At 74.7% G+C, this 14,644-nt stretch carries 12 protein-coding genes; 3 read left to right on the plus strand and 9 right to left on the minus strand.

Features of this window, described 5'->3' with window-relative positions; translation table 11 throughout:
- Positions 1 to 264: 264 nt before the first annotated feature.
- Positions 265 to 1,791, plus strand: coding sequence for an amino acid permease (locus ACFWWQ_RS05725; RefSeq protein WP_384590636.1), 1,527 nt, complete (start codon positions 265 to 267; stop codon positions 1,789 to 1,791).
- A gap of 64 nt (positions 1,792 to 1,855) precedes the next feature.
- Here the strand turns inward: ACFWWQ_RS05725 and ACFWWQ_RS05730 are convergent, their stop codons facing one another.
- The gene (locus tag ACFWWQ_RS05730) at positions 1,856 to 2,452 is read right to left on the minus strand and encodes a ScbR family autoregulator-binding transcription factor (protein ID WP_384590639.1); all 597 of its coding nucleotides are present in this window, start codon (positions 2,450 to 2,452) and stop codon (positions 1,856 to 1,858) included.
- A gap of 175 nt (positions 2,453 to 2,627) precedes the next feature.
- Between ACFWWQ_RS05730 and ACFWWQ_RS05735 the strand changes: the two genes are divergently transcribed.
- Entirely contained in the window at positions 2,628 to 2,777 is a 150-nt protein-coding gene (locus ACFWWQ_RS05735) for a hypothetical protein (RefSeq protein WP_384590642.1), read from the plus strand.
- Between the two features lie 149 nt (positions 2,778 to 2,926).
- Here the strand turns inward: ACFWWQ_RS05735 and ACFWWQ_RS05740 are convergent, their stop codons facing one another.
- Positions 2,927 to 3,526: a TetR family transcriptional regulator gene (locus tag ACFWWQ_RS05740; protein WP_384590645.1), complete on the minus strand. Its 600-nt coding sequence runs from the start codon at positions 3,524 to 3,526 to the stop codon at positions 2,927 to 2,929.
- A 442-nt stretch (positions 3,527 to 3,968) separates the two neighbouring features.
- Here ACFWWQ_RS05740 and ACFWWQ_RS05745 point away from each other — a divergent pair, with 442 nt between their 5' ends.
- On the plus strand, positions 3,969 to 4,739 hold the full coding sequence (locus ACFWWQ_RS05745; RefSeq protein ID WP_384590648.1) for an HAD family hydrolase: 771 nt from the start codon (positions 3,969 to 3,971) through the stop codon (positions 4,737 to 4,739).
- 655 nt (positions 4,740 to 5,394) lie between these two features.
- Here ACFWWQ_RS05745 and ACFWWQ_RS05750 read toward each other — a convergent pair.
- The 7 genes from ACFWWQ_RS05750 to ACFWWQ_RS05780 all read right to left on the minus strand — a co-directional run bounded on the left by ACFWWQ_RS05750 (position 5,395) and on the right by ACFWWQ_RS05780 (position 14,613).
- Positions 5,395 to 6,225, minus strand: a complete 831-nt coding sequence (locus ACFWWQ_RS05750; RefSeq protein ID WP_384590651.1) for an HpcH/HpaI aldolase/citrate lyase family protein — start codon at positions 6,223 to 6,225, stop codon at positions 5,395 to 5,397.
- 1 nt (position 6,226) lies between these two features.
- Positions 6,227 to 7,447 carry a type III PLP-dependent enzyme gene (locus ACFWWQ_RS05755; RefSeq protein WP_384590654.1) on the minus strand — a complete coding sequence of 407 codons (1,221 nt, stop codon included), beginning with the start codon at positions 7,445 to 7,447 and terminating at the stop codon, positions 6,227 to 6,229.
- Complete coding sequence (locus ACFWWQ_RS05760; RefSeq protein WP_384590657.1) at positions 7,444 to 9,210, minus strand: IucA/IucC family protein; 1,767 nt, start codon at positions 9,208 to 9,210, stop codon at positions 7,444 to 7,446. Before ACFWWQ_RS05760 ends, ACFWWQ_RS05755 begins: the two co-directional genes overlap by 4 nt.
- Positions 9,210 to 10,523: an MFS transporter gene (locus ACFWWQ_RS05765; protein ID WP_384590969.1), complete on the minus strand. Its 1,314-nt coding sequence runs from the start codon at positions 10,521 to 10,523 to the stop codon at positions 9,210 to 9,212. The genes ACFWWQ_RS05760 and ACFWWQ_RS05765 overlap by 1 nt, the downstream gene beginning before the upstream one ends.
- Before the next feature lie 2 nt (positions 10,524 to 10,525).
- A complete protein-coding gene (locus ACFWWQ_RS05770; RefSeq protein WP_384590660.1) occupies positions 10,526 to 12,328 on the minus strand; it encodes an IucA/IucC family protein in 1,803 nt (600 codons plus the stop codon).
- Positions 12,325 to 13,515 carry an ATP-grasp domain-containing protein gene (locus tag ACFWWQ_RS05775; RefSeq protein WP_384590663.1) on the minus strand — a complete coding sequence of 397 codons (1,191 nt, stop codon included), beginning with the start codon at positions 13,513 to 13,515 and terminating at the stop codon, positions 12,325 to 12,327. The genes ACFWWQ_RS05770 and ACFWWQ_RS05775 overlap by 4 nt, the downstream gene beginning before the upstream one ends.
- 90 nt (positions 13,516 to 13,605) lie before the next feature.
- Positions 13,606 to 14,613 carry an ABC transporter substrate-binding protein gene (locus tag ACFWWQ_RS05780; protein ID WP_384590666.1) on the minus strand — a complete coding sequence of 336 codons (1,008 nt, stop codon included), beginning with the start codon at positions 14,611 to 14,613 and terminating at the stop codon, positions 13,606 to 13,608.
- Positions 14,614 to 14,644: the final 31 nt, after the last annotated feature.

Genomic DNA, 14,644 nt, shown 5'->3' on the forward strand with positions numbered 1-14,644 from the left:
GTCGGGGGGGGTTCCACCCCTAACACAACATATGTGGCGCCGCCCGCACCCCCCCGGCGCGGGCCCCCCCCCCCGCGGGGGGGGGGGGCCCCCCCCCCCCCCGCACCGCATACCCATACGTACAAATGGGCGATCATGCAGTCATAGCGGTTACCATCGACCGCTCACGGGGTCCGGGCCCACCGGCCCACACCCCGTTTCCGCACGCCGGACGTCACCCGTACCGGTAGCGCACCCCGCACCACCAGAGATGAGAACCACCCCATGCGTCCGTCCGCAGCCCGCCGTCCGCCCCAGGCGCGGCGCGCACCGCTCGCCGCCCGCCCCGGGCTGCGCATCAAATCCCCCGACGCACTCCTCGCCGAATCGGGCACGGACCTCGACGGCAACGGCCTCACCCGCAGCATGGGGCTCTTCCAGGTCGTCTGCTTCGGCATCGGCGCCATCGTCGGCACCGGCATCTTCGTCGGCCTCTCCGACACCGTTGCCCACGCCGGTCCCGCCGTCCTCATCTCCTTCGTTCTCGCCGCGCTGACCTGCATCTTCACCGCCTTCTCCTTCGCCGAGCTCGGCGGCGCGATCCCGGTGTCCGGCAGCTCGTACTCCTACGCGTACGCCACCCTCGGCGAGCGGACCGCGTTCCTCGTCGGCTGGTGTCTGCTGCTGGAGTACGGCGTCTCGGTGTCGGCGGTCGCGGTCGGCTGGGGCCAGTACCTCAACGAACTCCTCGGCAGCCTCACCGGCTGGCAGCTGCCCGCCGCGCTGGCCAGCCCGCCCGGCGACGGCGGCATCGTCAACGTCCCGGCGGTCGTCGTGCTGCTGCTCGCCGCGACGCTCCTGGTGCGGGGCATCCGCGAGAGCGCCCGCGCCACCGCCGCGATGGCCGTCCTGAAGATCGCGGTGCTGCTGCTGTTCTGCGCCATCGCCCTCTCCGCCTTCCGCGACGGCAACCTCACGCCGTTCGCGCCCGAGGGCGTCGCCGGGATCACCTCGGGCGCCTCCGTCGCGTTCTTCTCGTACATCGGCTTCGACGCGATCACCACCGCCGGTGAGGAGGTCAAGAACCCGCGCCGGAACATCCCGCTCGCGATCATGATCTGCATCGGTGTCGTCACCGTGCTCTACTGCCTGGTCGCCCTCAGCGCCATCGGTGCGCTCTCCGCCGGGGACGTCGCCGACAAGCCCGCGGCGCTCTCGCTGATCGTCAACCACGTCACGCACTCCGCCGTCGGCGGCGGGGTGATCGCCTTCGGCGCGGTCGTCGCCATCGCCTCCGTCGTTCTGGCGGTCATGTACGGCCAGACCCGCATCCTGATGTCGATGTCGCGTGATGGCTTGATCCCGAGGGTCTTCGCCCGGATCTCGCCCCGGACCGCCACGCCCGTCGCCAACACCTGGATCGTCGCGGTCGTCTTCGCCGTCCCCGCAGCCGTCGTCCCGCTGGACGTGGTGATGAACCTGACGACCATCGGCACCCTGGCGATCATGGCGGTGGTGAACATCAGCGTCATGGTGCTGCGCCGCACCCGCCCCGGTCTCGCCCGCCGCTTCCGGGTCCCGCTCTTCCCGGTCAGCCCGCTCCTGGGCATCGCGTTCAGCCTCTACCTGATCTACGGGACGGGCCGCGCGACCTGGCTGGAGTTCGCCGGATTCCTCGTCGTCGGCGCGGTCGTCTACGCGCTCTACGGCCGCCGCCACTCCCGCCTGCGGACCGCCCCGGAGCCGACGCCGGACGAGGGCGCGCAGTCCTCCGAGGAGGCGCACCGCTCGGAGCCCGCGCCCCTGAGCTGACCCCGGAGGGGCCGGGTCCGCCCTGTGTGTCACGGGCCGGTCCGCCGGGCCCGTGGCGCCGGGCTCAGACCGCGGTCCGCGCCTCGGTGCCGCGCGGCTCCAGGTGGCTCAGCGCGCCCGCCGTCGCGAGCCCCGGCAGCGTGTGCTTCCACAGCACGGTGACCCGATCCGGCAGATCTCTGCGGTTGCTCGCCGCCATCGAGAACAGCTGCACGCCGAAGTACGACGAGGTGAAGAACTCCGCCGCCACATCGGGCGAGACGCCGGGCAGCAGCTCGCCGTTCTCCTGGGCGTCGGAGAACATCTTCGTGATGATGTCGATCCACGCGTGGTACGGCACCAGCGGCTCCTCGCTGAACGTCGTCTCCAGCGCGATACGGGTACCGGCCTGGAGCAGCGGGTCGTCCCGCAGCGCCACCGCCACCTGATGCGTGAAGTCGATCGCGTCCTGGAGCCGGGAGGCGGTGACCTTCTGCTCGAACGGCTCGGTCTGCTCCTTGATCACCGCACGGGCCAGCGCGTGCTTGGAGGGGAAGTGGAAGTACAGCGCGCCCTTGGTGACACCGGCCCGCTGGATGATCTCCGCCATCGTTGCGGCCTCGTACCCGCGCACACCCATCACCTGCGCCGCCGCCTCAAGGACCGCCCGCCGTGTGCGCACTGCGCGTTCCTGCTTGACCACCGATCGCCCTCCGTATGCTCTCGTGGAGTTGTTGTGCCCGAGTGCGCCCGTCGCACGTGGCCGGGGTCTCGTTCCGCATCATAAGGAACCACCCAAGCGGTACGGTCCGTGCATCAGGGACCGTCACACCGTCACGGAGTGCGACCGTCGCCCCGTGGAGATACCGCCGCCACGCCCCGCGGTTCACCGCGAGATCCGGTGCGCCGCACACCTCGCCGGCCCGTCCGGCGAGGAGCATGTCACCCTCGCCGAGGCGTCGGTGCCCACCCGGGGCCTGGGCAAGTCCCGTGCCGTACGCGGGTGATGGCCGTCACCGCGGCGCTGCGGACCCGGACGGCCGGCGTCCGGCTGTCGGCGGCGTCGTTCCGTCCCGGTGAGGCGATGGGAGGCGCGGCCGTCGGTGCGGTGGCCGCCGAGGCGTCCGGCCGGTTGGCGCGTGTGGTGCCGCGCGGTTCAGCTTCCGGCGGGGGCCGGGACGGCGGCGGGGGCGGCCGGGAGCAGCGTCCAGACGTCGGCCAGCGCCGCCTCCGCCCACCAGGCGGGGTCCTCGTAGCCGAGGTGCAGCAGGCCCACCACCACCGACGTCAACAGCTGTGCGGTGCGGCGCGGTTCGGTTTCTGATCGCGAAGCGCCACCGGCCCCGCCGGTCATGGCCTTGTCGAGGAAGAGTGCGTACCAGCGCCGCTCCAGGGAGGTGATCTCCAGGCCCGGCGCGGTCTCGGGGCGCAGGCGCAGCCCCGCGCGCAGCACCGGATCGCCCTCCACCCGCGCGAACAGCTCCGCGGCGAAGTCCTGTACGGCGGCGCCGATCGGCTGGGGTGAGCGGATCAGCCCCTCCTCGATCCGCTGGAGGGTGTCCAGCGCCGTGTCGCGCACCGCGAGGGTCAGATCGTCCTTGGACGTGAAGTGGAAGTAGAGCGCGCCCTTGCTCAGCCGGGCCCGCCGGCTGATCTCGACCATCCCGGCCGCGGGCACCCCTTTCTCCAGGAAGGTCTCGGCGGCCGAGCGGATGAGCGCCTGGCGGCTCTGGATGGCGCGATGCTGCGTGGGCACGGTGTCCGTCCCGTCTCTAGTACGGCTGCGAGCTGGCAGGACAGTCTACTGAGAAAACCAACCATGCGGTTCTGTATGGGATTCCGGAATGGCCGGTATGGGCGCGCGGCGTCGCATACCGATCGCTCGTCCGACCGTCGAAAAGTGGTTGAACAGCCCACGATTCCCGTGTGAGGCCCAGGATTGAGCGGGAGATTCGCATCTGGGACGGGAGTGCATTGACAAACAGCGCAGACGGTTTTTAAATCTGCGAAGGCGGTAAACGGGATCCTCCTCTTCCGTGATGACCGTCATGGCGGTAGCGCACCGCGTCGGGACAGCGGTGCGTCACGGAGAACCCTCCCCAGCCGTCGCCCGTCGTCGACCGCGGGCCACCGGGACCAGCCGGACGGCCACGCTCCCCAGCCAGTGCACTCATCGGAATCCGGAAAGGTCTCCAGCCATGCGCGTATCAGCGGTAGTCGGCGAACGTCCTGTGCGAGGCGTACGGGGCGCCGGAAGCGAGACGATCAAGGCTGCTGTCTTCGATCTGGACGGCACCCTCGCCAATACGCGCCCGGCGATCGCCAAACTCCTCGTCAAGGTGGCGGCGGAGCAGGGCCGTACGGTGACCCCGCGGCAGGCCGCGGCCGCCGTCGGCAAGCCTCCGGGCCAGGCGTTCGGGCGGTTGCTGGGCAAGCCCGAGGACGACGCCCAGGTGCTCGCCGCGATCAACCGCTACCGCGAGCAGTTCGCCGTCGATGTCATGTGCCTGGGACCGCAGTTGCTGTTCCCGGGTGTAACCGCAGGGCTCTCCGCGCTGCGCGCCCACGGCGTGGAGCTGGCCGTCGCGACGTCCAAGTCCACCCGGGGCGCCGAGGCGCTGCTGGACGTCATGGGCATCCGCGACCTGGTCGGCCCGGTCATCGGCCAGGACATGGTCCGCCGCGGCAAGCCGCACCCGGAGATGGTGCTGCGGGCTGCCGGGCGGCTCGGCGTCGCCGCCTGGGAGAGCGCGTACGTCGGGGACACCGTCGGCGACATGCGGATGGCGGTGACCGCGCGGATGGAGGCGGTCGCCGTCACCTACGGCGCCGGGACGTTCGGGGAGTTGGCGGCCGTCGCCGGTACCCGGATGTGCAGCTCGTTCAAGGATGTGGTGTCGGTGATCGCCGCGGCCCGGCCGCGGCGGATGCCGGCTCCGGCGCTGGCGGCGCAGCGACGCCGCCGGTGACACCACCGCGGGCGCCGGGCGCGTCCGCGGCACGAACCTGAGGGGCTTCGGCCCCGACGGGGCAGCGGCGTCGGGGGGCGCCGCTGTCCGGTGCCGGTGCCGGGCGGTGCCGTCATCGAGGGGGAAGGGGCTGCCGCCGGGGGGCGGAGCCCGTAGGGGGACGGGCGCCCGTGGGGACGGACGCCCGCAGTGATGCCCGCCGGGGGGCGGGTGCAGGAGGGGCGTTCCGGGGGGAACCGGATTCCGCGGACACCGCGGCCTGCCGCAGATCCGTGCGGGCGGGCCGTCGCGCCGTGGTGCCGAAACGGACGCCCGCCCGCCCGTCGCCGTGCTGTCGGCGACGGGCGGAGACCGCCGTGCGGGTTCCCGGTCGGCCCTCCGTCAGGAGGGGAGAGGGCGGACCGGGGCCCGCCGGGCGGCTGACGAGGCGCCACGCCGGGGCGTCGCCGTACCGGAAACGCGGCCCGTGTGCGGCCCGTCGCGTACGGGCTCAGGACGCGCCCTCGCTCCGCCCGGTGGGGCCGGGCCCGGGCGGGGCGGCACCGACGCCAGGACCACCCGGACGAGCGAGGGCACGTGGTGCGGGCCGCGCCTTTCGGGCGCCGTGGCCGCGGCGGGCGGCGCTCCCCGGGCGGCGTGGCGCCGGGGGCGGCTGTCAGTGGTGGGTGTCACGCTGGATTCCGGAGCATCGCGAAAGGGACAGCGCGACACCGGGGCCGTCGCTATCCCGGCGCCACCCCCGATGCCCCCGCAACGCCCGGGAGATGATGTCGCGGTCCTCCCCCAGGACGAAGGCGGTGACGCCGTCGGAGCGCCAGTCGTGGCGGCGTTCCTCGGTGGTGGCCATCGCGCAGAACGGCACGCCGTGCCGGGCGCACGCCGCGCGTACGGTGCGTACCGCCTCCCGGACCCGGGGATGGCGTACCTGCCAGGGCACGCCGTACGACTGGGAGAGGTCGCCCGGGCCGGGGAGGACGAGGTCGACGCCGCCGCCGGTGAGGACGGCGTCGAGGGCGTCGACCCCCTTGGCGTCCTCGATCAGCGCGATCACCATGACCGCGTCGTTGGCCGCCGCGAGGTACTCGGGCAGCGGGAGGGTGCCGTAGCCGGGGCCGCGGCCGCCGTTCAGGGAGCGCATCCCCTCGGGCGCGTAACGGGCGGCGCGTACCGTCGCGTCGATGTCCGCCCGGCCGCGTACGTGCGGCACCACGATGCCCATGGCGCCCGCGTCGAGCGCCCGCAGCACGGCGCCCGGATCGCCCTCGGGCACCCGGACGAACGGCGTGAGGCCGCAGGTCTCGGCCGCCCGGATCAGATGCTCCAGCCGTTCCGGGCCGACGAGCGTGTGCTCGGTGTCCAGGATGACGAAGTCGTATCCGGCGTGCCCGATCATCTCCGTCACCGCGGGATCGGGGATCACGCCGAACAGCCCGTGGACCTCCTCGCCCGCCGCGAGTTTCCGCTTGACCTCGTTGGGCCGCAGCACCTCACGCCTCCCCGGCGGCGCCGACGAAGTGGAAGCCGGGGCGCGGATGCATCAGGAAGTCGTGGTGCGAGATGTTCCAGGCGTACGCCCCCGCCAGGCCGAACGCCACCCGGTCGCCGGCGCGCAGCCCCGGCGCCGCCACGCCGCGGGCCAGCAGGTCCTTCGGAGTGCACAACTGGCCGGTGAGGGTGGTCCGTTCGCCCCGGGCGGCGGGGCGCGGCCACGGGTGCGGCCACGGCGCGTCGGACGGCAGCACGGTGCAGGGCTGGTCGTGGCCCTTCGTCGCGGGGGTGCGCAGATGGTGGGTGCCGCCGCGCACCACCGCGAACTCCTCGCCGTGGCTGGCCTTCACGTCCAGCACCTCCGTCGCGTACCAGCCGCAGTACGCGGTCAGCGCCCGGCCCGGCTCGATACGCAGCGTCAGCTCGGGGTGGGCGGCGGCCAGGTGTTCCAGACCGGCGCCGTACGCGGCCCAGTCGAAGCGCTCCCCGGGCACGGCGTAGTCGACGGCCATGCCGCCGCCGACGACGACCTCGGCGAGCGGGACGCCGTGCCGCGCGGCGAGCGCCGTCGACCACGTCACGATCGAGGTGGCCACCGCCAGCTGTTCGGGCGCCCGCAGGCCGCTCGCCAGGTGGGCGTGGACGCCACGCAGTTCCAGCTGCGGCAGCCCGCCGTCGGTCAGCGCCCGGACCAGGGCGTCGGCCTCGGCGGGGTCCGCGCCGAACGGGGTGGGGCGGCCGCCCATCGCCAGCGACACCCCGTCCAGGGCGCCGTCGGCCACCGGCAGGTTGAACCGCAGCAGCACCGCGATCCGCCGCTCCGGGGCGTGCCGGGCGGCGAGCGCGCCGAGCATCCGCAGCTCGTGGCCGCTCTCCACATGGAACCGCGCCACGCCCAGCTCCAGCGCCCGGACGATCTCCGCGGGCGTCTTGCCAGGGCCGCCGAACGCCAGCGGCGCGCCCGGCACCGCCCCGTGCACATGGGCGAGTTCACCGCCGGACGACACCTCGTAGCCGTCGACGTACGGGCGCAGCGCCGCCAGGAGCCGCGGTTCCGGGTTGGCCTTCGCCGCGTAGTACAGCTCGACGCGGCGCGGCAGCGCGGCCCGCACCTGGGCGGCGTGGGCGGCCAGCGCCGTCAGGTCGTAGACGTATGCGGGCAGTGCGTCCGGCGCCAGCGCGGCGATGCGGGCGCGGACGGCGGGGGTGGGGTCGGTCACGGGGTGCTCCGGGGGGTGGTGCCGGCGCCGGTGAGGACGGACTCGGCGAGTGGGGAGGGCAGCCGGACGTATCCGGCGTCCCGGTCGGCCTTGCGCTCCCAGCGGGTGAGCAGATTGGCCTTGGCGGGCAGCGGCACCCCGGCCAGCAGCGCGGCCAGCCGCGGCGGGCAGCCGTGCCGCTCGGCGTGCGACGCCAGCGTGGCGCGGACCCGCGCCCACAGCGCCGCCTCGGTGCCGGGGTGCAGATCGGCGAGGGCGGCGAGGAGCTCGGCGACGTGGTTGACGAGCAGGCAGTACACGACGCGGTCCCAGCCGCGCTGCGCGTCGTACGTCAGCGGCCCGGCGACGTCCGGCGGGAGCGCGGCGAGGGTGGCGGTGTGGTGTTCGGGGACGAGCTTGGTGCCCTCCAGGTCGCGGAAGAGGACCTGCGCGGGCATGCCGTCGCCGTCCACGCAGATCAGCACGTTCTGCAGATGCGGTTCGAGGACGAGCCCGTGGTCGAAGTAGGCGGCGAGGACCGGCGGGATCAGCAGGTCGAGGTAGGCGCCCCACCACGCCAGCGCCTCGTCGGGGCCGCGCCCGGCGGGCAGGCGGGAGATATGGGCCGGGCTCGTCGGGTACTCGTCGGCGACGGCACCGGCCAGCAGCGGGGTGGTGCCCGGCAGCAGCCGCCGCGACAGCCCTTCGCGGACGATCACCCCGAACCCCTCGAACAGCGCGGTGTCCGGCGCGCCGTCCGGGCCGGGCAGCGCCACGCTGCGGTAGGCCGGCTCGCGCAGGACGGCGCTGCCGGGGAAGCGGGCCGCCAGGTCGTCGAGGGCGGGCGCCAGCAGCCGGGTGAGGGCGACCGCGCCGGACAGCTCGTACGCGGCGTTCTTCCGCAGGCAGTTGGTGATCCGCACGTTCAGGCTGAACTTCAGGAACGTGTCGGGGGCGTGCAGGGTGCGCACCGACGCGGTCGCGGTGAACGGGGTGGTGCCGGTGCCCAGGACGCGGAGGTCGCCACGGTCGACGGCGGCGCGCAGCACCGGGTTGTCGCGCAGCAGGGCGTACTGCCAGGGGTGGGCGGGCAGCAGGCGGTAGCCGTCGGGGACGTCGGCGAGCGCGTCCAGCGGGGCGGCGGCGCCGTCGTCGGCGGTCTCCTGCGCGATGAGCTCGTCCCGGACGGCGAGGTGCAGCAGCCCGAAGCGGCCGCCGGTCTCCGGCGCGTACGTCCGCCAGGCCGCCGGGTCGCCGGTGCGGGCCTTGGGGGTCGGGTGGAAGCGGTGGCCGAAGAGGAGGGCCTGCTCGGAGGCGAGGTAGGCGCCGGTCCACTCCGGGGCCCCGGCGGGGACGGGCGGCTGCGGCAGCGGCCGGGCCGCGAGGGCGGCGGCCAGCGCCCGGCGGCCGGAGGCGAACTGGTCGAGGAACTCGTCGTTGTGGACACCGGTGCGCAGCGCCAGCTCGGTGTGGACGTACTCGGCGAGGCGCCGTGGGCCGATCTCGGTCCAGCCGTCGCCGTCCTCGACGGTGACCGGGCCGGTGAAGCGGTGCGCGCCCAGCAGCGAGGTGCGGCGCAGCGCGATCCGCAGCAGCACCCCGCGGCGCGGCAGCCGGAGCAGCAGATGGCCGCGGTCGACGGCGGTCTGGTGCTCGGGCCCGGAGACCTCGCGCAGCAGGCAGTTGAGGAGGGTGTGGGCCGCGGCGTGGTCCGCGGTGGGCAGGGCGCCGGGGGTGGCGGCGGGCGCGGTCGGGGGACCGGCGGGGTTGGTGAGCGAGGGCATCACAGGCTCCTGCGGAGGCGGGGACGGCGGAGGACGGGGAGGGCGCAGACGAACACCGTGGCCAGGGCGAGCGCGGTGCCGATGAGCAGCGGCGCGGACGGCCCGAACCAGGCGTTGCCGGCCGCGGCGGCCAGACCGGCGGCGACCGCGCCGGCCTTGGAGAAGAATTCGATGGAGCCGAAGAGCCCGCCGGGAGCCCGGCCCGCGGCGCAGCCGGCGGCCAGCACCGACAGGGCGACCAGGCCCAGCGTGAGCCCGGCGCCCAGCACCAGCCGCACGGCGGCGAACTCCGCGAGCGAGGTGGCGGCGCCGTGCCCGGCGGAACCGGCGGCTATGCAGGCGAACCCGAGTACCAGGCCGTGGCGGGGGCGGCGGTGGCAGAAGCGGTGCGCCGCCATCGCGCCGACCAGGTAGCACATGTGCGGCAGCGCGAACAGCACACCGGAGGTCACCGGTCCGGTGCCCGGCAGCCGCTCCTCGACGAGCGAGAGCAGATACGGGAAGGAGATCACCGTCGAGAAGACGAAGACGAACTCCAGGGCGTACAGGGACCGCAGGGCGGCCGGGGAGGAGACGGGGGAGGCGGAGACGGCGGGGGAGGCGGGCTGCGTGGCGGTGGCGGCCGGGCCGTCCGGCCCGGTGGCGGTCCCCGCGGCACCGAGGGTGTCCGCCGCGGCCGTCGCACCGGCCGCACCGGCGGTCCCGGCCGGTGCGGTGCAGCGCGGCGGCTCCGGCAGTGCCGCCAGCATTCCGGCGGCGGCCAGCGGCAGCACGGCCAGCAGGGCGTACTGCCGGTGCGGTGACAGCCACGGCGTCAGCGCGCCGACGACGATGGGCGCGCACACCAGCGCGGCGCGGGCGCTGCCCTGCATCAGCGTCAGCGCCCGGGACAGCTCCGCGCCCTCCAGCGTCGCGCCGAGATAGCCGTTGGACGCGGCGAAGGTGCCGCCCAGCACGCCCTGGAGGACCAGCGCCGCGGCGAACAGCTCCAGCGAGTCGGCGAACCCGGCGAGGAGGAACGACGCGGCCAGCCCCAACTGCGCCCGCAGCAGCAGCCGTTTACGGCCGTACCGGTCGGCGAGGCGGCCCCACAGGGGGGCGCCCAGCGCGCCGAAGACGGTGGGCACGACGTAGAGCAGCCCGGCCCAGCGGGCGGCGCCCTCGCCCAGCTCCGGCAGGATCGAGGTGAGGTACGGCGGCAGGCCCAGCGCCGCGAAGGACGCCACGAAGTAGCACCCGGCCACGGCGTGGATCTGACGGCGGGCCGGCCGGGCGGGCGCGGGTGCCGGGGCGCCGGTCGCCGGTGCGGACAGCGTCACGGCGCACCACCGCCGGACAGCAGGTAGTTGGGACCGTCGGTGTAGTGCTTGTTGATGTCGGCGGCGCCCGAGCGTTCCTTGGAGAGCAGCGTCCCGGCGCTGACCATCGCCTTCACCGGCAGCGCCGGGGCGTCCAGCACCCGCTGCCGCAGGACCGCCCCGGGCGTGCCGGGCGCGGTGCCCTGCCGGTCGGCGGCCTCGGCCAGCCGGTCGCGTACCAGGCCCAGCAGGCGCGGGAGCGGGGCGCGACCGGCGCGGGCGAGCCCGAACGCGGCGGACGCGGCGCAGAGATGGACGGTGATGGTGGCGAAGACGGCGGCGAGCGCGGAGTCGTCGTCGGTGAAGATCCGCGGGTCGTCGAAGTCCGCGGCGCCGGGCGCGTCGTCGCCCAGCCGCTCCCGCATCCGGGCGAGGTGCAGCCGCGGCGCGTCGTTGTCCTTGAACAGCAGCCGCAGCCGGGTCGGCCCGCCGCCGGGCCGGTCCAGCACCACCGAGACGTTCTGCTGATGCGACTCCAGCGCGACGCCGTACCCGAAGAGCGTGGCCTGCCAGTCCAGGAGAAGGGCGAGCAGCGCGTCGAGCAGGGCGAGCGGGTCGCCGTCGTGGAAGCGGTCGGCGAGGTGGTCGAGGACGAGTCCGCCGCCGGGTGCCGGGGCGAGCAGCGCGGCCAGCGGCACCACGCAGCTGTCGTCGAGACCGGCCGGGTAGCGGCGGCAGAGCACCGCCAGCATCTCGTGCCCGGCGTGCGCGTACACCGTCTCGTCGGCCTGGAGCACGCGCCCGGCGAAGCGGGGTTCGCGGGCGATGACCTGGTCGAGGAGGTGCTGTCCGGCGGCGCCGTCGACGAGGGTGCGGGGCTTGATGGTGCGCCGGTTGCGCAGCCCGAGGGTGGCGGTGGCCAGCGGCAGCTTCAGGTGGAGCAGCGGATCGGCGGTCACCGCCACCGTCCGCATCGACAGCGTCGGGACGACGTCCAGCAGCGGCCGGTCCGCGAGCGCCGCCCGGCCGGCCAGGCCCCGTTCGCGCAGCGCCGCCTCCAGCGGGGCGCCCAGGCTCAACGGGTGGACGGGCAGCGCCACATGGGTGGCGTCCAGGCCGTCCAGGCCCACGGCGGCGGGCGTCGGCAGCAGCCCGGGCAGCGCGCCCGCGCCACCGGCGACGGTCACCTCCTCCCGGGGCAGCGCCAGCCAGCGCAGCGCGAAGCGCGGATGGAACTCCGGTGCGTAGGCACGCAGTTGGCCGTCGGTCAGGCCGGAGCGGCCGCGGGAGGTGGGGTAGACGGGGTGGTCCAGGCGGGCGGCGAGGGCGTCGTACGCGGGGCTCGCGGCCGGACCGGTCCAGTGCGCCGGACCGGCGCCGTACCGCGCGGTGAGCGCCGCCTCGGCCTCCCGCCGGGTGCGGGTGTGCAGCCGCATCGTGGCAAGGGTCTGGCGGCACTCCTCGGCGAAGGCGTCGTGGCCGTCGTGGTCGGCCGGGTCGGCGTGGGCGCGCAGCGCGCCGAGCACCGCGCCGAGGGTGTCCAGCCGGGCGCCGTCGGCCTCCCGGACCAGCAGCGGCAGCCGGGCGGCGTCCGCGCTCTGGTAGCCGTCGTGGGTCACCGGCAGCAGCAGCGCCCCGGCCGCCCCGTCGGCGGGCAGCCGCAGCCACCGGCCGTCGGGCCGCCGCAGCGGCGTGGTGCGGGTGCGCAGCCCGGCGACGTCCTCGCGCAGCAGCGCGCTCAGCACCCGCAACAGCAGCGCGCCTTCGTCGTCGGCGTCGGTGGAGCCGGGGACGGTCTCGGTGGCGGGTGTGGCGGTCACGCGGTGATCTCCCAGCGTCCGTCGGCGAGGAAGGCGTCCACGGCCCGCTCCACGGCCGCCCGGTCGTCGCCGGTGGCCCGGACCACGCCGAGGTAGTCGCGGTTGGTGCGGTGGTGCGGCCGTGTGGTGCCGACGGCGCGCAGCGGGCGGTAGGCCAGGCGGACGCCGTCGGCGGTGCGGTCGGTGGCGGCGGGCGCGGCGGTCAGGGTCCCGGCGCGGTCGGCGAGGGCGTACGCGACGCGGGCGGCGCCACCGCTACGGGCGCCGAGGCCGGCGGGGAGCGGTTCGCCGAGGTGGGTGCGGAGGATGTGGGTGAACAGCGGGATGTCCAGGACCTCGGCGAGCGTCTGGTCGCACTGGTCGCCGATGGCGCGGTAGTTCACCTCGATGAGCCGGGCCCGGCCCTCGTGCACCACGAACTCGGTGTGGCAGGCGCCGAACCCGACGCCCAGCGCGTCGAGCTGGGCCAGCACCTGCGCGGTGACCGGCTCCGGGTGGGCGGCGGTGAAGTCGTGCCGCTCCTCGATGAACGTCGGCGGCGCGGAGACGGTGGTGCGGAAGCCGCCCAGGACGTGGCGGCGGTGGCCGTCGCCCAGCGTCTCCAGCGTGTGCAGGTCGCCGGGCAGGTACTCCTCGGCGAGCAGCGCGGCGTCCGGGCGGCGGGCGCGGATCGCGGTGGCGTGCGCCACCAGCTCGGCCGCGTCCCGGGCCAGCACCACGTCCTCGCTGGCCACGCCCTCGCGCGGTTTGACGACGCAGGGGTAGGGGAGCGCGGCGCCGGCGAGGGCGGACGGGTCCTGCCCGGCGGGGAGTTCGGCGGCACGGACGGTGTCGGCGCCGCACGCCGCGAGGTGGCGGCGCAGCTCGGCCTTGTTCTTGGTGCGCAGCGTGGCGCGCCAGTCCTTGCCGGGCAGCCCGAAATAGGCCGCGGCCAGCGCGGTCTGCGTCTGGAGGTGGTCGCTGTTGGTGAAGACGGCGTCGGCCGGGTGGTGGGTGGCGATCCGGCCGATGACGGCGGCGACATCGGTGACATCGCACGCCAGGACCTCGGTGTCCGGGCAGGCGGCCCGGTGGTCGTCCGGCTGGTCGGTCAGGACGGTGAGGTCCAGGCCGAGTCCGGCGGCGGCGGGGACGAAGCCGTCGGTGACCGAGTCGGTGGGGTTGCGGGCGAGCAGGTACATCCGCATGAGCGGGAACCCCTTCGGGGTCGGGGGCGGTGCAGGGGGAGGGCGTACGGGGCGGGCGGTCCGGGGACGTGGACCGCCCGCCCCGGTGGGTCACTCGGGGGGCAGCGGCACGCCCGCGGCCTTCGCCACGTCGGCGAGCATGTGCGCGGCCGCCTGGATGCCGATACCGGACATCCAGGTCTCGTCCGGGACCTCGAAGACCTTGTGGTGCTGCACGGCGGGCAGGCTCTTCCAGACCGGGTTGGAGGTGACGTCCTTGCGCTGGGTCTTCTCCGGGGCGTCCGCGACGGTGACGAACACCAGGTCGGCGTCGGCCCGGTCGATCTCCTCCGGGCCGACATCGGCCATCGTCTTCGCCGGGTCGGTGGAGCGCTGCGACGTGGGCCGCTTCAGCCCGATGTCGTCGAGGACCACACCGCTGAACGACGACCGCTGGTAGAGGCGGGTCGGCCCGGCGATGAAGCGGACCACGGAGGCGGTCGGCATGGTGCCGTGGTTCTTCTTCCGGATGGCCTCGCCCAGGTGGTGGGCGCGCTCCTGGTAGCGCGCCATCGCCGCGTCGGCCTTCTTCTCCAGGCCCAGCGCGCGGGCGTGGACCGTGAGGTTGGCCTTCCAGGGGCCGCCGGTCGTCTCGGTGAAGACGGTCGGCGCGAGCGCCTTCAGCTTGTCGTAGACCTTCTCGTGGCGGACCTTCGACGACAGGATCAGATCGGGCCGCAGGCTCGCGATCTTCTCCAGGTTGGGCTCCAGCAGCGGCCCGACGTCGGTGACGCCGCCGATCTCGTCCTTGAGGTACGTGGGGAAGCCGCCCTCGGTCTTCATGTGCGGCGAGACCGCGCCGACCGGGTCGACGCCGAGCATCGTCACGTCGTCCAGCTCACCGGTGTCCAGCACCACGACCCGCTTCGGCTTCGACGGGATCGTCACGTCCCCCATCGCGGTCTTGACGGTACGGGGGAAGGCACCGCCCGCGGTGTCCTTCGCCCCCTCGTCGGTGGCGCCGCCGCTGCACGCGGCGAGCGAGGCGGTGCCCAGGACGGTGGCGAGCAGCGCGGCGGTGAACCGGCGACGGCCGCGCGGTACGGATCTGTTGACCATGAGTGGTGTTTTCCTCGGTCGGGGGTGTACG

It is taken from the genome of Streptomyces sp. NPDC059080, assembly GCF_042739975.1.
GTDB classification, from domain to species: domain Bacteria; phylum Actinomycetota; class Actinomycetes; order Streptomycetales; family Streptomycetaceae; genus Streptomyces; species Streptomyces benahoarensis.